We start from the raw sequence: 18,104 nt of genomic DNA on the forward strand, positions 1-18,104 counted from the left end.
ACAGTTGTCGGGCGCGACAAAGTGTGTACCGCCTCGTCCGCAGGGGGTCTCAGGCGTCGCCGCCGTCCCCGTCGCTCCCGCCCCGCCAGCGAGCGACGAGCAGTCCGACCTCGAAGGCGGCGACGAGCCCGAGGGCCAGTCCGCCGGCCTCGACCTGCGTCAGCGACACCCGCTCGACGACCTCGACCGCACGCGGGTCGGGGGTGCCGAGGTAGCCGACGACGATGGCACCCAGCCACACCGGGACGCGCACCGCCTGGACGGCGTCCCACACCCGGAGGCTCCCGTAGTAGTTCTTGTTCACGTAGGCGGCCAGCTCGAACGCGAAGACGATGGCGGCCCCGAGCAGCAGCGACGTGGCGTCGCCGAGCCCGAGCGTCGCCAGCGTGTCGGTCACCGCGGGCGGCAGCTCGCCGTAGTAGCCCGTCGGGATGGGCCACGGCCCGAGCGCGTAGCCGACCAGTCCCGCCAGCACGTACACCTTCGGGCGGCTGTTCCCGAGCTCCTCGACCGTCGGCACGGGCGAGGTCTCGCGCGTCCACTTCAGCAGCAGCAGCGTCCCCTCGAACAGGCCGATCATCGACGCGGCGACGATGAACGGCGCGACACCCGTCGGGTCGGGCGAGAACAGGAACGAGATGCCCATGAACGCGCCCCAGAACAGCAGCCGCCGGTCCTGGAGCCACTGGCGGGTCGTGATGCCCATCATGATGGCGAGCATGATGAACAGCGGAATCTGGAAGACGATGGCCTGGAACGCCATCAGCGTGATGATGAGGTTGAACGTGTCGGAGAGCGCGAACGCGATGTTCGCCGAGCCCTCCGTGTAGTAGAGGAAGTACTCGAACAGCGCCGGGAGGACGAGGAAGTACGCGAAGGCCATCCCGGCCGCGGCGAGCACGAGGCTCACCGGGACCGAGGCGAGGTAGTAGCGGCGCTCCTTGGGGTAGAGCCCGGGTCGCATGAACAGGTAGGACTCGTAGACGAACAGCGGGAGCGCGACGAGGATGCCCGCCAGGCTCGCCACCTTGATCTTCGTCAGGATGAACTCGAGCGGCGAGTACACGTGCGGTCGGGTTATCTCCGTGGTCGCCGGCAGCAGGTCGTACCACATCGTCGTGATGATCTGCTCGGACGCCGGGATGCCGAGCGCGCTCGCCGCCGCCGCCGCGAGCAGGACGATACCCAGGCGGCGGACCATCTCCTCGATGTGGACCGCCAGCGGCAGCTCCTCGTCGTCTGGCGGCCCCTCGAACTCTTCGTCGTCCTCGTCGAACGGGTCGCTCGGCTCGCCCGCGGGCACGGATTCGCCCCCGATGGCCTCGCTGGGCCTGGTCGCGCCGGCAGCGTGGCCGACCGGGACCTCCTCCCCACCGTCGGCGTCCGCGATGGGCCCGTCATCGGTGTCGGCACGGCGTGGGCCTTCGACGTCTCCCGCCGACCCGTCTCCGGCCGGCGCGGGGTCGTGTGGCCCCATATGGATGTCATCGCCGGTCGCCGGGGACTCGACGGGAACGTCGGCCGTATCGTCGGCCGCGTCCGCCACCGCTCTGGCGGCTGCCTCCTCATCCGACACCTCGGGCTCGTCGCCCCCTGAGTCGGGGTCGTCCGTCGCGTCGGACAGCGACCTGGCGGCGGCCTCTTCCACCGACTCCGCGGAGTCGTCGGCCACGGGATCACCGGTGGAGTCGCCACCGGGGAGGTCGGGTTCGCGTGGCGGCTGCTCGTCGTCCTTCGAGAGCCCCGTGTCGTCCGAATCCTCCGGCATCTACCAGAGGTAGAAGCCGCGCGCGTTATAGACCTTTTCTTACCCCCGTCGGCACCTCGGAGAAGAAGATTGATGTGAAAGAGGTGGAAAGCTACCCCAACGAATGAGTTCCGTCATCGGTGAGGACACCGCCCGAAGCATCAACAGCGGGCGGGAGACAGCCGGCGTGATGCTTCGGGCGCTCCAGAAGCATCTCCAGAAGGTGTTCATCGTGTTCCTCGTCGGGATGCTCGGGACCATCTACTCGCTTCGACTGTTCGTCTGGGAGTTCCTCAGGCAGAACACTCAGCAGCGGATGCCTCCCGAGATCGCACTCCAGGTGGAGGTCATCGCCCGGACGCCCTTCGACGTCATCCTGCTCCAGTTCAAGATCGGGGTCATCGTCGGCGCGCTGCTCGCACTGCCGCTCCTGCTCTACTTCGCCAAGGACTCGCTGGCCCAGCGTGGCTTCCAGCCCGACATCTCGCTGTCGCGCTGGCAGGCCGGCGGTATCGTCGGCGCGATCCTCACGTTGTTCGTCCTCGGCATCATCTACGCGTACGTCGTCTTCTTCCCGTTCATGTTCGAGTTCCTGGCGACGAACGCGGTGAACGCGTCCATCAAGCCGAGCTACGACATCACGATGTGGACCGAGTTCATCGTGTTCCTCACGCTCTCGTTCGGGCTCGCGGCGCAGCTCCCCCTCGCGATGTCGTCGCTCTCCTACGTCGAGCTCGTCTCCTACGAGTTCTGGCGCGACAACTGGCGCTACGCGTTCCTCATCATCTTCGTCTTCGGCGCGATGTTCTCCCCGCCGGACCCGTTCACGCAGGTCATGTGGGCCATCCCGCTCATCTCGCTGTACGTGCTGAGCCTGGGCCTCGCGAAGGTTGTCACGAACCTGAACCGTGCGGGCGGCGCCGGGCCGAACGCCCCCGACCAGAACCTGCTCAAGAAGCGGCTGTACCAGTTCGTCGGCATCGCCGTCGCGAGCGCGGCCGGGACCGCCGCCTTCTTCGGCACCCGCGCGACCCGGGTCGTCTCCGAGCGGCTGTTCCCGGCCATCCCGTCGATGGTCCGGCCCGGCCCCCTGTTCCCGACGGGCGACCCACTCTCGCTGTTCGTCGTCGGGCTCCAGGGCGCGTTCGTCATCGCCGGCTCCGTGCTGGTCATCTACACCGTCCACATGCTCCGCCAGCCGGTCGTCCCGAAGGGCGGTACCCGGCCGGGAGACCCCGCGAGCATCGACATCTCGGGACTCGACGCCGCGGGCGTCCGGGCGGCCCCGCCCGAGGTGTTCGCGGAGATGAGCGAGGAGGAGGCCGTCGGCTACGCCCGCGAGGCGATGGACGCCGACCAGCCCGACAAGGCCGAGGCCGTCCTCGACCGCTTCGACGAGGCGGAGGCGGCCGCCGAGGCCGAGACGGCCGCCGAAGGGACCCCCCAGGAGGAGCCGAAGTCCCTCGCCGACCCCACCAGCATGGGGATGGAGCGCGAGAGCCACGAGGACCAGGTCGAGGACGAGGAGGAGGGCGGCTTCCTCTCGCGGACCACCGCCGGCATGGTCGACCCGTTCACCGAGGACGAGACGACCGAGGACGACATCGGCGGTTACTACTACGACGTGATGTTCATCTTCCAGTCCATCACGTCGAAGCTGTTCCGCGTCGTCGGCCTGTTCATGGCCGTCATGTTCGGCAGCTTCTACTGGCTGTACACGGGCGGCCTCGGAGACATCAAGCGGAACTTCATCAGCCAGGTGCCGCCGGCCGTCCGCGGCGACCCCGCGGCCGTCGGCTTCGACACGGCGTTCGAGGCAGGCAAGCCACTGATGGACGCGATGACCGTCGCGCCGGGCGTCTCGCAGGCTCCGTCGAGTGGCCCCACCAATCCGGGCGCCGTCGCCAGCGGCCAGCCCTACTCGGAGATCGTCGCCAGCATGGGCGGCCCGAGCGAGGTCGGCCTCATCGTCGCGCTGCATCCCGTCGAGGCGCTCATCTTCGAGGTGAAGGTGAGCTTCCTGCTCGGCGTCGCCGCCGCGCTCCCCGTGTTCATGTACTACGCCTGGCCCGCGATGAAGGAGCGCGGCATCGTCTCGACCGGCGAGAACTCGACGTTCCTGGTCTGGGGCGCAGCGCTGTTCGTCGGCTTCGCCATCGGGAGCGTCCTCGGCTACTTCCTCGTCGCGCCGACCATCATCTCCTACCTGGTCGCCGACGCCATCCAGGCCGACATGGTCATCTCCTACCGCCTGAAGAGCTTCTTCTGGCTCATCTTCTTCACCACCCTCGGCATCGGCATCTTCATCGACATCATCGTCACGATGCTGCTGTTCCACTGGGGGAACATCGTGAAGTACCGGACGATGCGCGAGTTCTGGCGGCCCATCGTGGTGAGCATCTTCCTCGCCGCGGCGCTCTTCTCGCCGAAGGGCGTCCTGACGATGCTCGTGCTCTCGGTACCCATCGCAATCGCGTACCTGCTCGGGCTGGGGCTGCTCGGCGTCGTCACGCTGCCCTGGCGGCTCCGCGGTGGCGGGGGCGGCGGCGAGGCCGAGGAGCCCGCCCCTGAGGAGGCGGCCTGAGTCAGTCGCGGGGCACCATCGGCGTCGAGCAGCGGAGACAGAGCGTGCTCCCGCCGGTCCAGTTCACGTCGGTCGACCCACAGTCCGGACAGCGGTGGCTCCCCTCCCCGTAGGCGGTCGTCCCGCGGGGCGCAGCCAGATGCCCGTCGTCGACCGCACGCTCGACAAGCCCCCGGAAGCGCTGTCGCTTGTGCTCCACGCGGTGGGCGAGGAACGCGCCGGGGTCGCCGGGGTCGGAGCCGTGGAGGTCGTCCCAGCCGACGGCTATCTCCCCGTTTGCGCCGCCGCGAGCGACCTGCTGGAGCGGCGTCGCAGCGGCCTCGAACAGGGGCGTCGTCGCCCACGCGCGCGGGTCGTCGACCGCAGCGGCGGCGTCCTCGTACCCGGCCGCCGCCTCGGCGTACACCGCGGCAGGGTCGTCCAGCGCGCCGACGACGTGGGCGTCGGCGACGAACTCGGTCAGACAGGCGGCCTGGACGGGGTGGTCGAGCGCGTTCCGCAGGTCACGCGCGACGGCGGCACACTCGACGCTCCGGTGTGTCGCGCGGTCGCCCCGACCCGCGACCCGGTAGGCCAGCGCGCCGGTGAGGAGGTACTGCAGGCCGGCCCCGACCCAGCCCTTCTCGTCGGCGTCGAACGGGGCCACTCCGGGGCGTGGCTCCGCGAGCGTCGCCCACGCTGCCCGGCCGTACTCGTCGCCCGCCAGCTCGTACTCGCGCCGTGCGAGCGCGGCGATAGCCGCGTCTCGGGCGTCGTCGGTGTCCATGGCATACGGTAGGGCCGACGCCGACGCGGCCGTTGCGGTCGGCGGGGCGCTGGCCGGAACCCGACCGTACTTCCGCGGGCAATGGAGTGCGCCGGCGACCGGCCCCGAACTGGTCAACTTATAAGTTCCCGATGGTGGTACGTTACGTGACATATGGTACCACTTCAGTTGGGGCTCGACCTGGGGCAGTACGTCGCACCGATCATCAGCGCCATCACGACCATCGTCATCTTCGTCTTCGTGTTCGTGGTGCTGTTCGTCGTCGGCCGACTCGTCGTGACCAGTGCGGTCGAGAAGAGTCTGCGACGCCGTGGCTTCGACGAGACCATCGTCGGCCTTGCCGAGAGCGCGACCATCGGCGTCGTGGCCGTGCTCTCCGTCGCGCTAGCCGCGACCATCGCCGGCTTCGGCGTCGTGCTCGCGGCCTTCGCGACGCTCGCCGGCGCGCTCGCGCTCGCGGTCGGCTTCGCCGCGCAGGACCTCATCGCCAACTTCGTCGCGGGCGTGTTCATCCTGCAGGACGAGCCGTTCACGACCGGTGACTGGATCGAGTGGGACGGTAACAGCGGCGTCGTTCGGGAGATAGAGCTCCGCGTGACGAAGCTCGACACGTTCGACAACGAGCTGGTGACGGTCCCGAACAGCGACCTCGCCAACGCCGCGGTGGTCAACAACGTCGCGAACGACGAGCGCCGGGTCTCCGTCGGCTTCGGAATCGGCTACGACGACGACATCGAGCAGGCACGCGAGGCCATCATCGACGAGGCATCGAACATCGAGGCCGCGTTCGACGACCCCGCGCCGTCGGCACCGGTCGTGTCGCTGGGTGACTCCGCCGTCGTGCTCTCCGGCCGGCTCTGGATCGACCCGCGCGAGCACGGCTACAAGCCGGTCCGTGCGGAGTTCCTGGAGGCGGTCAAGGAGCGCTTCGACGCGGAGGGCATCGACATGCCGTACCCGAACACCGAGCTGTCCGGCGACATCGAGGTCAGGAACGTCGACGGGGCGGTCGGGGACGACTGAGCGCGGCGGCTCGCCGTCGCCGACACCACCGGAATATTTACCGCGGATACACCAATCACGCCGCATGCCAAAGATCAGCGTCGAGATTCCGCAGGAGTTACTCGACGACCTCGACGACCACGTCGGCGAGGACGGGAAGTTCGTCAATCGCTCGGACGCCATCCGGTCGTCCATCCGGAAGAACCTCGACATCCTCGACGAGATAGACGCACGGCACGACCGCCTCGAGGACGACGACGAGTAAGAGACGGCAGAAAACCGGGAGAAACCCTACAGCGGCTCCGCGAAGCCGAACCTGGGCTTCACTTCGGTCACCTCGACCTCGACGGTCTCGCCCTCGTCGGCCCCGTCGACGAACAGCGTAAACCCCTCGACCTTGGCGATGCCGTCGCCCTCGCTGCCCACGTCCTCGATACTCACCTCGATGGTGTCGCCGGGACGGACCGGCGCTGTCAGGCGGTGCTTGGCGACGAGGTACACCTCGGAGGACTCGTCGCGGGAGGCCTCGGGCGTCGTGGTCCGGACGTACTGGAACTCGGCCTCGATGTCCTCGCGGAGGCGGTCGAGGTCCTTCCCCTCGAACACCTTCACGGCGAAGTCGCCGCCGGTGTCGAGCACGTCCAGCGCGGTCTCGAACGCCTGCCGCGCGAGGTGGACCGAGCGGGCGTGGTCGAGCTGGTACTCGCCGGTCATGTTCGGGGCCATGTCCGAGAGCACCACGTCGACCTCGTTCCCGGCGGCCTCGCGGACCTGCTCCTTCGTGTCCTCCTCGGTCATGTCGCCGCGGATCGTCTCTATCCAGTCGTCGTACTCCTCGTCGAAGTCCGTGATGCGCTGGAAGTCGACGCCGATGACCGTTCCCTCGGAGCCGACCTCCTCGGCGGCGACCTGGAGCCAGCCGCCGGGAGCGGCCCCGAGGTCGACGACCGTGTTTCCGGGGCCGAACAGCCCCTCCTTCCGGTCGAGCTGTTTCAGCTTGTACGACGCTCGCGTGCGGTACCCCTCCTGTTTCGACTTGTTGTACCAGTGGTCCTTGCGCGCCATAGGTGGTCAGTTGCCGGTATTAGCCGGCGAGCGCGGTTAGGGGCTTCGTTCCGTCGCCGCGACGTGCCGCCAACTCACCGCTACGAGATGCGCGGCGAGATGGAGTACTCGACCGATCCCGTCCCCGAGAACCAGTGGCTCCTCGGTCCCGAGTTCGAGCGTCACGTCGGTCCGCGGCGGGACCTCCCACGGTGACGAACTTCTGAGCGGCTGGCGACGGGCGATTCGCACGCGCTCGCGCGACCGAAAGGGTGTTTTTTTAGTGCCCGGTTTCGTAGCGTGATTCAACATGTTCAAGGCCATCGTGAGCGCCGAGACGCTCAAGACGACGCTCGACTCCGTGAGCGTCCTGGTGGACGAGTGTAAGGTCCACCTCGACGAAGACGGCATCGAGATACGCGCCGTCGACCCCGCCAACGTCGGCATGGTCGACCTGCGGCTCTCCGCCGAGGCGTTCGAGTCCTACGAGGCCGACGGCGGCGTCATCGGCGTCAACCTCTCCCGGCTCGAAGACATCGCCGGGATGGCCGACTCCGGACAGCTCGTCGAGCTCGAACTCGACGAGGAGACGCGCAAGCTCCACATCCAGATCGACGGGCTGGAGTATACGCTCGCGCTCATCGACCCCGACAGCATCCGCCAGGAGCCCGACATCCCTGACCTGGACCTCTCCGCCGAGGTCGTCATCGAGGGCAAGGACATCAACCGCGCCGTCAAGGCCTCCGACATGGTCTCGGACCACATCGCACTCGGCGTCGACGCGAGCGACGAGCTGTTCTACGTCGACGCGGAGGGCGACACCGACGACGTCCACCTCGAGCTCACGACCGAGCAGCTCATCGACCTCCAGGCCGGCGACGCCCGCTCGCTGTTCAGCCTCGACTACCTGAAGGACATGAACAAGGCCATCCCCGCCGACGCCGAGGTCACGCTCGAGCTCGGCGAGGAGTTCCCCCTCAAGATCAAGTTCCCGATCGCCGAGGGGCAGGGCTCGGTCCTGTTCGTGCTCGCGCCGCGCATCCAGAGCGACTGAGCGTCTCGCGCTCTCTTCTACAGAGAAACCAAGGGAGTGCCTCGGGGCTTGACCCCGAGGCGGTTCACGCTCGCTGCCACGCCGCGTGCCCGAGCGCCGCGGCCGGCAGGCAGACCATCGTCCCGAACAGGAACACCACCGCGGCGAGGTCGACGAGCGCGACGGCGCTCACGGCGACGACGACCGCGGTCATCGACCCGACGCCGAGCGCGACGTTCCGGTCACCGCGCCCGAGGGCGATGCCGACGACGAACGCGTGGGCCGCCGCCAGCCCGGTCGCGGCCATGGCGAGCGCCAGCGTCAGCTGCCCCGTGAGCGTGAAGTAGGCGAGAAACGGGACGAGCGAGACGAGTGCGACCGGCCAGTGCGCCGCGGTGACTTCGCCGACCACGTCCCGGTAGCCCGGCGACGATGCTGTCATGCGCCGGTGTTCGGTTCGCGTCGGCAAAAGGACAGCGTCGTCGCCCGGAAGGACGGGGAAGCGTCAGCGGGAACGAAGTAAGGCTCCATTAGCGAGAGCCGTGGCGGAGGTCGCCGTGGCGGCACGGCCGGTCGGGCGCGTCCCGGACCGGTTCCCAAACCGTTCCTGGGGAACGTACACCTGTGCCCTCGAACAGCGTATCTGGAGGTAGTTCTCGACCCGGAATTGAGGAGTCAGGGACCGTCACCTCGCACGAGAAGCAACAGCTATGGAAACACCGTTCACCACGATAGACGACCGACAGACGACGACTTCGGCATCTCGCGCCGCCGCGTACTCCCGAGCACCGCCCTGACGACCGGCGTCTTCGGTCTGGGACTGCCGCTGTCGACCACCGGCGTGCTCGCGCTCGACTACTCCGGTTCCATCGGCTCCGCCCTCTGGAGCGACATCGAGTCCGGTGCCGAGAGCTTCCCGTCGAACCGTGGCGGCGGCTCCCGGGCCCGGTAACACTGCCGGAGAACGGCCGCGTCATTTTTTCGAATCCTCACCGATAGCGGTCGATGACCGCCTTCGCCTCCCGCGCCGCCTGCTTCCAGCCGTAGCCCGCCTCGTAGACGTGCCGCTTCGCGTCGACCAGCTCCTCCGGTGAGTCCTCGGCGAAGCCGCCGCGCTCCCACGTGCCCGTCTCGTGCAGCCACTCGATGACCTGCTCTCTGGTCTCCGGCCACGACAGGCCCACCATCTCGTAGTAGGCGACCAGCGCGAACACGCTGTTGTCGTGACAGCCGGGCACCGAGCCGTACTCGTACACCGTCTTCACCGGCTCGTACTGGGGCGTCGTCAGCAGCTCGCGGTACTCGTCGGGCGAGCGCAGCTCCAGCCGGCCGTCGTGCTCGTCGACCCGCTGGACCGTCCGCAGGTGCTCCAGCGCGGCCTGCTGGAGCGCACCCCAGTCCGCCGCGACCGACGGCAGCTCGTCCTCGTGTTTGACCCCGCCCGACAGCGCCGCCAGCACGTCCGCGTACGCCTTCTCGACCGCGTGCCACTCGACGCCCGCGAACCGACACTCCGGGTCGTGGAGGTCGTTCGTGCTCCGACAGTCGGGACAGGGATACTCGAAGTGGCGCGCCACGTCCACAGTGAGGGCAGTGCTCGTCTAAGAGTGTACCGTTCCGTTATTGGTGTGGTCCGTTCGCGAGAGAGGTACCGGTAGAGAGACTGTAGCGGGAGCCGAGCCCGACACCAGCCACAAAGCCCCGTCTGTCGTGGGACTTGCTGCAACCACAAACAGCTAGAAAGCCCCGGCGTGCTACGCTCCCGCGGCTCGCTGTCGTTCGAAAGAGCGCGGAGCGCTCTTTCGTGATGACGAAAGACGCCGGAGGCGTCTTTCGAACCACGCTCCTCGTTCCTGCGGTGCTTGCTTCGCCGGAGTTCGCGTAGCCCGCCGCCCCTTTCAGTCCCGCCCACCGCAACCGCGAACGCACCGCACCAGCCCTCCCCCTCGACAACCACGCGCCTAGCGGCACGGGTTGTCTTGGCCGTGTGGCTGGTGGCGGCGTAGTCGAGTCGTTCAGAGTTTACAAGTGTTGTAAACTTTCACCGTGGCGCGCGACTGGCGAGCGTGCCGAACGGAGTGAGGCCGCGAGCCATTCCGCGCGAGAGCTTCGCTCTCGCGAGTCTGAACGCGTAGCGCTCAGGCACCGCAGGGAGCGCAAGCGACTGAGGAGCGTAAGAGGCTGGGGAGGTTCGAGGTGCGGTCGCGGTCAGGTGGGACTGAAAGGGGCGAGTCGCTGGAGGAAGGCGGGCGACGCAAGGACCGCAGGTACGAGGACCGCAGCGAGCCCCCCGACTCCAGCGACTCGGGGCTTTCTGGCTGTTCTCGCCAGCAGCAGTTGGTAGCGAACGAACGAACGAGAACCGAGGCGCACTAGCCTCATTCGGAGACTTTACACCGGCCCGAAGCCACGGACTGTACAGAGTGGACCCGTCGCGAATCTTCGAGGAGTTCCCCGCGCCCTCCTACCGTGGAGCCCAGGAGCAGGCGCTGAGAGACATCCAGCGGGCGTTCGACGCGGGCAACGAGGTCGTCCTCGTCCGCGCACCGACGGGGAGCGGAAAATCCCTGCTGGCGAGAGCAATCGCGGGCTGTGCGGCGGCGGTGGACGAGGTGGCCCCGAGCGAGGCCAGCGGAGCGTACTACACGACCCCGCAGGTATCACAGCTGGACGACGTGGCCGCCGACTCGCTGCTGGAGGACCTGAACGTCATCCGGGGGAAGTCGAACTACGACTGCATCCTCCCGGGGGAACGGGACACCCCGGTCAACCGAGCGCCGTGCGTCCGTGAGTCGGGCTACGACTGCTCGGTCCGCCATCGGTGTCCGTACTTCTCGGACCGGGCCATCGCGTCGAACCGCGAGATCGCGGCGATGACGCTGGCGTACTTCATGCAGACCGCGGGCTCGGAGGTGTTCAGAACGCGGGACGTGGTCGTGGTCGACGAGGCGCACGGGCTGGCGGAGTGGGCGGAGATGTACGCGACCATCGAGCTGAGCCCGCAGACGCTGCCGAACTGGGACGACCTGCGCGTGCCCGAAGTCGACTCCCCGGACAGGGCCGTCGACTACGCCGACGCGCTGCTGGGCACGCTGAAGCGGCGGAAGGACGAGCTGCTCGGCAGGCCGGAGCTGTCGGCGGCGGAGGTGTCGCTGCGGGACCGGCTGCAGGAGCGCATCGGCGAGCTGGACTGGTTCGTCAGCGACTACCGCGACCCCGAGAGCGCGACGGAGTGGCTGGTCGACCAGGAGCCCGACGACGGCTCCAACGACGGCGACGGCGGCCCGCTGACCATCAAGCCGATGAACCCCGAGAAGTACCTGAAACACACCGTCTGGGACCGGGGGAACCGCTTCGCGCTGCTGTCGGCGACCATCCTGAACAAGGACGCGTTCTGCCGGCAGGTCGGGCTCCCGCCGGAGCGCACCGCACTCGTCGACGTCGAGCACACCTTCCCCGTGGAGCACCGGCCGCTGTACGACGTGACCCAGGGGAAGATGACCTACGAGCACAGGGACGAGACGCTGCCGAAGGTCGCCCGCGTCGTCACGCGGGTGATGCAGCACCACCCCGGCGAGAAGGGGCTGGTCCACTGCCACTCCTACGGCATCCAGGAGCGACTCGCCGAGTTGCTCCGGGACTTCGGCGTCGGCGCGCGGGTCCGCACCCACTCGCGGGACAACCGCGACGGCGAGCTCGACAGCTGGAAGGCCACCGACGAGCCGGAGGTGTTCCTCTCGGTGAAGATGGAGGAGGCGCTCGATCTGAAGGGCGACCTCTGTCGCTGGCAGGTGCTCTGCAAGGCCCCGTTCCTGAACACCGGCGACTCCCGTGTCGCCCACCGCCTCGAACAGGGGCAGTGGGCGTGGTACTACCGCTCGGCGCTCCGGACGGTCATCCAGGCCTGCGGCCGGGTCGTCCGTGCCCCCGACGACTGGGGCCACACCTACCTCGCGGATTCGAGCCTCGTCGACCTGTTCGACCGGGCGAGGAGCGACACGCCGCCGTGGTTCACCGAGCAGGTCACCCGACTCTCGACGCCGGACCTCCCGACCTTCGACCCGAGCGCCGCACTCGCGGAGATGGACGAGGGCGCCGCGGCGGGCCGGCGGTACCAGCGCGGAAGTGGGAGCGAGAGCAACGGTGGCGACGGCGGGTCCAGTGGAAGCGGCGGGGGGAGCGGCTACAGCCGGTCCCGCAGCGGCCGCAGCGGTCGCTCGGGGTCGTCGAAGTCACCGATGGCCGACGTGTGGGACACCGACGGCTGAGGGAGGGTCGACCCCGCCGAGACGACGGCGGTCAGAACGCGGCGAGGACGCCGACGACCGACGAGCCGATCATCAGCACGACGAAGAATATCGCGATGATCTGCTGGCGGTTGAACTCGGGCATACCCCCGTGTTCTGCCTCCGGAGGCTTCAAACTCTCGGCTGACGGCCAGCGTGTCGCCGCGCCTCCTCGACCGTCTCGTCGCCGCCATCCCGACCTTTTTGCCAGTTCCACCCGAAGCTCGGGCATGACGAACGCGCCATCCCCGCTCGCGCTCTGGTCCCGCCTCGCCCGCCCGGTCGGCGCGCTGCTCTCGCTCGCCGGACTGGTCCACCTGCTCGTCCCGGCCCGACTGCTCTCGCTCGCCAGCACCGGCTACGACATCGCACTCGACGTGGCGTTCTCACCACGCGACGGCGCGACGACGCGGGTTCGACTCCTCGGGCTGGCGATGCTCGCGACGGGGGCGCACCTGCTCTACTACGGCGGCGTGTTGCCGACCCGGGAGTGAAGGTGCGTGTCAGGCCGTCGCGCGGCGGACGACGTACGCACCGAGCGCGAACAGGCCGGTCCAGCGGACGACCGCCGTCGCCAGATCGACCCCGTCAAGGAGCAGTCCGTAGAGCTCGTACGACAGGGCGAGCCCGAGCCCGTGGACGAACACCGACTCGAAGATGTCGAGGAGGAGGTGGCCGACCGTCTCGACGAACCAGGTCGCGGTCAGCACCGCCAGCACGCCGAGCAGTATCCGGGGCAGTTCACCGAGCAGCCAGCGGCGGTCCGCGTCGCGTGTGGAGGGCATTCACCGGAGTGGTCCACCCGACGGGAAAGTGTCTTCTGATTCGGAACACGCCGACGGCCCGATGCGGAACCCGGCGATGACCCCTATCAGTCCACCCGCGCGTCGACGACGACGTGGACGACGCCCTCGCTGTGGCTCTTGACCTCGCGACGGTCCAGCACCGTCACGTCGCGGCCGTGGTCGTCGGCGACGGCCTCCAGCCGGGCGACGGGGTGGCTCCAGGGGTCGTCGGCGGGTTCGGTCGCGTGGACGTGGAGCGTTCCACCCGAAACGGCGGCGTCGAAGGCGGCGTCGAGGTAGCTCCGCCCACCACCGTCGGCGTCCGGGTCGCCGCTGTCCGCGTCGCCAGGTGCCGGCTCGACCGCGTCGTAGTAGCCCATGACGACCCGGTCGGCCGTCGCCTCGACGTCGCGGCAGTCGCCGAGGACGAGCTCCATCCGGTCGAGGACCGCGTTGTTCACGGCGTTCTCGCCGAGGTAGCGGAACGCGTCGGGGTTCTTCTCGACGGCCGTGACGGTCGCCCCGGCGCGGGCCATCGGCAGCGCGAAGTAGCCGATGCCGGCGAACATGTCGAGCACGCGCTCGCCCTCGTCGGTGACCTCGCCCATGTGGACGCGCTCGGCCTGGTTGCCGGGCGAGAACATGACTCGCGAGAGGTCCAGCGCGTACCGGGTGCCGTGTTCGACGTGGACCGTCTCGGTGTCGCCGAGGCCGGCGACGACGCGCACGTCCGGCTCGCGGAGTTCGCCGTCGACGCCCTCCCGGGCGCAGACGGTGTCGGCCTCGCCGTGGAGTTCGAGCAGCGCCTCGCCGACGGCTTCCGCCTCGTCCTCGTCGAGGTCGGTCAGCGAGACGAGGACGACGGCACCCACGACGGCCCACGACGACGGCGCGCGCTCGACCGCCTCGTCGTCCCAGCCGCGTTCGCGCAGGAGCGTCGCGAGGTCGGGCGCACGGGGCTCGGGGTCGGTCTGGCGCACGACGCGGCGGACATCCGTCTCAGTCGGCGGTGCCGTCACTGGGAGCGCGACCAGTCCATCGGGGAACGGTTTGACCCGTCGGTCGTCGTCGTAGACGCCCTCGGCGCGCAGGCTGGCGATGGCGACCTCGGCGCGGTCCTGGGAGACGACGGCGGCGAGTGGACCGTCGGCCGTGGCGTCGGCGACCTCGGGGAGATGCGTCTCCGGCTGGTCGTCGCCAGGTCCCGTCATCGCGTCACCACCAGTCGTCCTCGTCGTCCTCCTCGGGCGGGAGGACGTGCAGGCCGGCACGGCTCTTCAGCACCCGGACCGTGTCGCCGTCGCCCTCGAAGTAGTCCGGGCGGGCGATGGTCTTGGCCTGGTAGGTCTCGGGGTCGAGCACCTGCACCGAGTGCTCGTCCTCGACGGTGACCAGCGAGGTCTCGACGCCGTCGTCGACGGTGCCGAGCTTCCTGGCGTCCGGGGCGTCCCCCTCCTCGTAGCTGGCCTCGTAGCGCTCGCCGGTCGTCACGCGCACCCCCTTCAGGTTGCCGCGGGCGCTGCTGACGAGTATCGGCCCGTCGTCGTCCTCCTCGTCGTCGAGTTCGATGACGTCGCCGGGGCGGTACGGCGGCAGGCGGACGGCGTAGGTGACGCGGTACACCTCGTTGCCGTCCTCGTCCTCGGTGACCAGCGTCTCGTGGTCGGTCCAGCCCCCGCCGAACTCCTCGACCACCTTCGCGGCGATCTGCTTGCCGATGTTGTTCGTCGAGACCTTCACGTCGAGTCCGTCGTCGGTCTCGCCCATCTCGGTGACGAACGCGTTCCGGTCGCCCGTCGCCTCCATCCGGTCGACGACCATGTTCGATATCTCCTTGGCACGCTCGATCTCCTCGCTGTCGGGGGTCCGGTCGAGCGCCCGGACCTGCACGATGGAGGCGTAGTAGTCGCCCGCGATGCGGCCACACCGGGTGCAGGTCTGTCGGGCGATGCGAACCGGCACCGTGACCTCCGACTCGCGGTACTGGCCGCGTACGACGCCCGAGAACAGGCAGTGCATCCGGATGTTGTTCTGGTCGACCTGCTCGGGTTGGACCTGCCACGACACGTCCTCGGCGTCGACGTGGACCGCGAGCGCCTCGGACACCTCCTCTATCGCCACGTCGGTGTAGTCCTCGGCGCCGACGTCGACCCAGCGACGGCCCCGGAAGACGGCACCGCAGGTCGCACAGACGCGCACCTCGATGCGCTCGGGCGCGTCGACGAGTTCGAACTGGTCGAAGTAGCAGTCGTCGCAGACGCCCACGTCGGATTTGCCCAGCGGGTCGCTGGCGGCCGCGTCGGACATCGCCTCCCCGCAGCGGGGGCAGAACGAGCGCTGGTCGGTCATGGCCGACTCGTAGGCCGTTCTGCCGTATAAAGCGCAGGATTCGACGGAGGTGACAGAACAGACAGTAAATCGACTGGTCAGCAGAAAGTTAATTTCGGGGGGCCGCCTACTCGACGACATGGGCCTGCAACGACTCGTCCCGCTGTTCGTCAGGTACACGCTCGTCGGTGGCGCCCTCTGCACCGCCCTCCTGCTCGGTGGAACGGCCGCCATCGTCGCGAACAACGGCGGCGACGTCACCGCGACGCTCCCGAACGTCGCCCTCGCGTCGGCGGCCATCGGAATCAGCCTCGGCGCTATCAGCTTCTCGACGAGCAACAGCGGCACCGAGACCATCGAGGCCGGCGTAGCGGGGGGCTTCGACGTGACCGACCCCTCGCTGTTCCGGGCCAGTACGAGCGGGCTGCCGAGACGGTTCCGGTTGGGGGCGCTCTCCCTCGGCGTCGGGCTGTTCTCGGCCGCCTTCCTCGCCGCCGTGTCGACGTTCGGGTGACCACCGGACGGCGACGAACTTTAGACCGCTCGACCCCTCCGTGCGAATATGCAATGGAAAGCGGACTGGGGGCTCCGGCTCCGCATGTTCGTCACGATGTTCCTGTTGACAGCGGTGTATCTCATCTTCATCGGGGCGCTGTCGGTGTACCTGGGGATCGGGTTCACCGGCATCGTCCTCATGTTCGCGCTGTTCTCCGGCGCGCAGTGGTTCTTCAGCGACAAGCTCACGCTGTGGAGCATGGGCGCGAAGGAGGTGAGCGAGGACGAGTACCCCGAGCTGCACGGGATGGTCCGCCGGCTCTCCCAGCAGGCGGACGTGCCGACGCCGAAGGTCGCGGTCGTCGACTCGCAGGTGCCCAACGCGTTCGCGACCGGGCGCTCGCAGAAACACTCGGCCGTCGCCGTGACGACCGGGCTGATGCGAACGCTGAACCGGGAGGAGCTGGAGGGCGTCATCGCCCACGAACTCGCTCACGTGAAGAACCGTGACGTGATGGTCATGACCATCGCGTCGTTCCTCTCGACCATCGCGTTCCTCGTCGTCCGCTTCGGCTTCTTCTTCGGCGGGGGCCGCGACCGGAACAACGGTGGCGTCTTCGTCGCCATCGCCGTCTCGCTGGTCGTCTGGGTCATCTCCTACCTGCTCATCCGGGCGCTCTCGCGCTACCGCGAGTTCGCCGCCGACCGCGGCGCTGCCGTCATCACCGGCAAGCCCGCTGCGCTGGCGTCCGCGCTCAACAGCATCTCCGGCGGGATGGACCGGGCCCCGAAGGAGGACATGCGCGAGCAGGCCGAGATGAACGCGTTCTTCATCTTCCCGGTCAGCGGCGGCACCATCACCCGCCTGTTCAGCACGCACCCCTCGATGGAGCGCCGCATCGAGCGTCTCCAGCAGCTCGAACGCGAGATGGAGGCGACCTGAACCGATGGACCGGGCCCGCGTCGGGGCGGTACTGCTCGTCGTCGGCCTCCTCGTCGCGGCCCACCCGGTCTACCTCGACCTGAATCCGGGTGACACGACCGTCGAGGTGGCCGCCGAACCCGCGGACGGGGGGATCGCCGAGGACGAGGTGACGAACGCCTCGAGCCTCGACGAACCTGCCAAGACGACACTGCAGGAGGCTGCAGACGGCGACCGGGCGACGCGCTGGCGCGGGGCAGACAGCGCCGCCGTCGTCCCGCTCATCGAGGCGGACTGCGTCCGGCTCGACGGCCAGGTGTACCGCGTCCAGGTGTTCCCCACCCAGGGCCTGTTCGACCGCGTCGACACCGTCGTCTCGCCGTTCGTCGCCCTCGTCGGCGTCCTCGCGGCGCTCATCGGCGGGCGGACCATCTGGGACGTCGGCGTGCCGACGACGGGACGCCGCGATAGGGAGGCCTAAGGCGGTCCCGGCCGTCCCGTCGGGTATGGGGCTGTTCGATTCTATCCGCGAGATGCTCGGCACCCGCGCCGAGGCCGACGCCGCCAGCGACGCCGACCCCGAGGACCTGTTCGGGATGAGCACGGCGTACATCACGATGGCCACCGAACTCGGCTACTCGTCGACCGGCGACGCGGCGCTCTGTTTCTCCGGCGTCGACAGCACGGACTTCGCCGACGCCGTCCGCGAGGTCGAGGACATCCTCCACGCCGGCTCGGAGGAGACCGGCACCGACTTCGACCTGCGCGAGGACGACCACGGCTACCAGTGGGTCGTCCTCCACGACGACGACCCCGAGGACCTCGTCACCAGCATCCACTTCGCCGCCGACACGTTCATCGAGCGCGACTACGGCTCCCGGCTGCTCGCCGCCGTCTTCGGGTTCTCGAACGACGACCGCACGGCCTACTGGATCTACTCGTTCCGCCGCGGTGCGTACTACCCGTTCGTCCCCCGCAGCGGGCAGGAGCGCGACGACGCCCTGGAGTTCAAGCTGGAGAGCAACCTCGACGGCGAGCTCGACATCGAGAACGACAAGCAGTACTGGTACCCGCTGTGGCCGAGCAGTCGCGGGACGCACCCCTGGGAGTGA

General features: G+C 68.7%; 20 protein-coding genes. 12 read left to right on the forward strand and 8 right to left on the reverse strand.

Going from position 1 to position 18,104, the window contains the following annotated elements; translation table 11 throughout:
* Nucleotides 1–49: 49 nt before the first annotated feature.
* Entirely contained in the window at nt 50–1,768 is a 1,719-nt protein-coding gene (locus BLT27_RS00080) for a twin-arginine translocase subunit TatC (RefSeq protein WP_089730991.1), read from the reverse strand.
* Between the two features lie 103 nt (nt 1,769–1,871).
* Between BLT27_RS00080 and BLT27_RS00085 the strand changes: the two genes are divergently transcribed.
* A complete protein-coding gene (locus tag BLT27_RS00085; protein ID WP_089730992.1) occupies nt 1,872–4,331 on the forward strand; it encodes a twin-arginine translocase subunit TatC in 2,460 nt (819 codons plus the stop codon).
* Between the two features lies 1 nt (nt 4,332).
* On the opposite strand, the gene BLT27_RS00090 is transcribed toward BLT27_RS00085, so the two are convergent.
* Entirely contained in the window at nt 4,333–5,097 is a 765-nt protein-coding gene (locus BLT27_RS00090) for a hypothetical protein (protein WP_089730993.1), read from the reverse strand.
* Here BLT27_RS00090 and BLT27_RS20320 point away from each other — a divergent pair.
* From BLT27_RS20320 to BLT27_RS00100, 3 genes are all read left to right on the forward strand, one after another.
* Nucleotides 5,096–5,221, forward strand: coding sequence for a hypothetical protein (locus tag BLT27_RS20320; protein ID WP_281241438.1), 126 nt, complete (start codon nt 5,096–5,098; stop codon nt 5,219–5,221). The two genes, BLT27_RS00090 and BLT27_RS20320, sit on opposite strands and share 2 nt — an antisense overlap.
* 29 nt (nt 5,222–5,250) lie before the next feature.
* Nucleotides 5,251–6,120 carry a mechanosensitive ion channel family protein gene (locus BLT27_RS00095; protein ID WP_089730994.1) on the forward strand — a complete coding sequence of 290 codons (870 nt, stop codon included), beginning with the start codon at nt 5,251–5,253 and terminating at the stop codon, nt 6,118–6,120.
* A 64-nt stretch (nt 6,121–6,184) separates the two neighbouring features.
* Nucleotides 6,185–6,364: a ribbon-helix-helix domain-containing protein gene (locus BLT27_RS00100; protein WP_089730995.1), complete on the forward strand. Its 180-nt coding sequence runs from the start codon at nt 6,185–6,187 to the stop codon at nt 6,362–6,364.
* 26 nt (nt 6,365–6,390) lie between these two features.
* Here BLT27_RS00100 and BLT27_RS00105 read toward each other — a convergent pair whose 3' ends face one another.
* Complete coding sequence (locus tag BLT27_RS00105) at nt 6,391–7,164, reverse strand: 23S rRNA (uridine(2552)-2'-O)-methyltransferase (RefSeq protein ID WP_089730996.1); 774 nt, start codon at nt 7,162–7,164, stop codon at nt 6,391–6,393.
* Between the two features lie 63 nt (nt 7,165–7,227).
* Between BLT27_RS00105 and BLT27_RS20325 the strand changes: the two genes are divergently transcribed.
* The gene (locus BLT27_RS20325) at nt 7,228–7,359 is read left to right on the forward strand and encodes a hypothetical protein (protein WP_281241439.1); all 132 of its coding nucleotides are present in this window, start codon (nt 7,228–7,230) and stop codon (nt 7,357–7,359) included.
* 94 nt (nt 7,360–7,453) lie between these two features.
* Nucleotides 7,454–8,197, forward strand: a complete 744-nt coding sequence (locus BLT27_RS00110) for a DNA polymerase sliding clamp (protein WP_089730997.1) — start codon at nt 7,454–7,456, stop codon at nt 8,195–8,197.
* A gap of 64 nt (nt 8,198–8,261) precedes the next feature.
* On the opposite strand, the gene BLT27_RS00115 is transcribed toward BLT27_RS00110, so the two are convergent.
* Together BLT27_RS00115 and BLT27_RS00120 are read right to left on the reverse strand one after the other, a co-directional pair.
* Nucleotides 8,262–8,618, reverse strand: a complete 357-nt coding sequence (locus tag BLT27_RS00115) for a hypothetical protein (protein ID WP_089730998.1) — start codon at nt 8,616–8,618, stop codon at nt 8,262–8,264.
* 547 nt (nt 8,619–9,165) lie between these two features.
* Nucleotides 9,166–9,753, reverse strand: a complete 588-nt coding sequence (locus tag BLT27_RS00120) for a DUF7474 family protein (protein ID WP_089730999.1) — start codon at nt 9,751–9,753, stop codon at nt 9,166–9,168.
* 846 nt (nt 9,754–10,599) lie between these two features.
* Here BLT27_RS00120 and BLT27_RS00125 point away from each other — a divergent pair.
* On the forward strand, nt 10,600–12,444 hold the full coding sequence (locus BLT27_RS00125; RefSeq protein WP_089731000.1) for a helicase C-terminal domain-containing protein: 1,845 nt from the start codon (nt 10,600–10,602) through the stop codon (nt 12,442–12,444).
* A gap of 248 nt (nt 12,445–12,692) precedes the next feature.
* Entirely contained in the window at nt 12,693–12,956 is a 264-nt protein-coding gene (locus BLT27_RS00130) for a hypothetical protein (RefSeq protein ID WP_245707561.1), read from the forward strand.
* 9 nt (nt 12,957–12,965) lie between these two features.
* Here BLT27_RS00130 and BLT27_RS00135 read toward each other — a convergent pair whose 3' ends face one another.
* The 3 genes from BLT27_RS00135 to BLT27_RS00145 all read right to left on the reverse strand — a co-directional run bounded on the left by BLT27_RS00135 (nt 12,966) and on the right by BLT27_RS00145 (nt 15,596).
* Nucleotides 12,966–13,247, reverse strand: coding sequence for a hypothetical protein (locus BLT27_RS00135; RefSeq protein WP_089731001.1), 282 nt, complete (start codon nt 13,245–13,247; stop codon nt 12,966–12,968).
* Nucleotides 13,248–13,333: 86 nt separating this feature from the next.
* Nucleotides 13,334–14,458, reverse strand: a complete 1,125-nt coding sequence (locus BLT27_RS00140; protein WP_089731002.1) for a class I SAM-dependent methyltransferase — start codon at nt 14,456–14,458, stop codon at nt 13,334–13,336.
* Between the two features lie 4 nt (nt 14,459–14,462).
* Complete coding sequence (locus BLT27_RS00145; RefSeq protein WP_089731003.1) at nt 14,463–15,596, reverse strand: 60S ribosomal export protein NMD3; 1,134 nt, start codon at nt 15,594–15,596, stop codon at nt 14,463–14,465.
* Nucleotides 15,597–15,714: 118 nt separating this feature from the next.
* Between BLT27_RS00145 and BLT27_RS00150 the strand changes: the two genes are divergently transcribed.
* From BLT27_RS00150 to pspAB, 4 genes are read left to right on the forward strand one after another with little or no spacing between them, the layout of a single operon-like run.
* Nucleotides 15,715–16,089: a hypothetical protein gene (locus BLT27_RS00150; protein ID WP_089731004.1), complete on the forward strand. Its 375-nt coding sequence runs from the start codon at nt 15,715–15,717 to the stop codon at nt 16,087–16,089.
* A gap of 48 nt (nt 16,090–16,137) precedes the next feature.
* Nucleotides 16,138–17,013: a zinc metalloprotease HtpX gene (htpX, locus tag BLT27_RS00155; RefSeq protein WP_089731005.1), complete on the forward strand. Its 876-nt coding sequence runs from the start codon at nt 16,138–16,140 to the stop codon at nt 17,011–17,013.
* Nucleotides 17,014–17,017: 4 nt separating this feature from the next.
* Nucleotides 17,018–17,473, forward strand: a complete 456-nt coding sequence (locus tag BLT27_RS00160) for a hypothetical protein (protein ID WP_089731006.1) — start codon at nt 17,018–17,020, stop codon at nt 17,471–17,473.
* A 25-nt stretch (nt 17,474–17,498) separates the two neighbouring features.
* On the forward strand, nt 17,499–18,104 hold the full coding sequence (gene pspAB, locus BLT27_RS00165) for a PspA-associated protein PspAB (protein WP_089731007.1): 606 nt from the start codon (nt 17,499–17,501) through the stop codon (nt 18,102–18,104).

The organism is Haloarchaeobius iranensis (assembly GCF_900103505.1).
In the GTDB taxonomy this organism is placed as follows: Archaea; Halobacteriota; Halobacteria; order Halobacteriales; family Natrialbaceae; genus Haloarchaeobius; species Haloarchaeobius iranensis.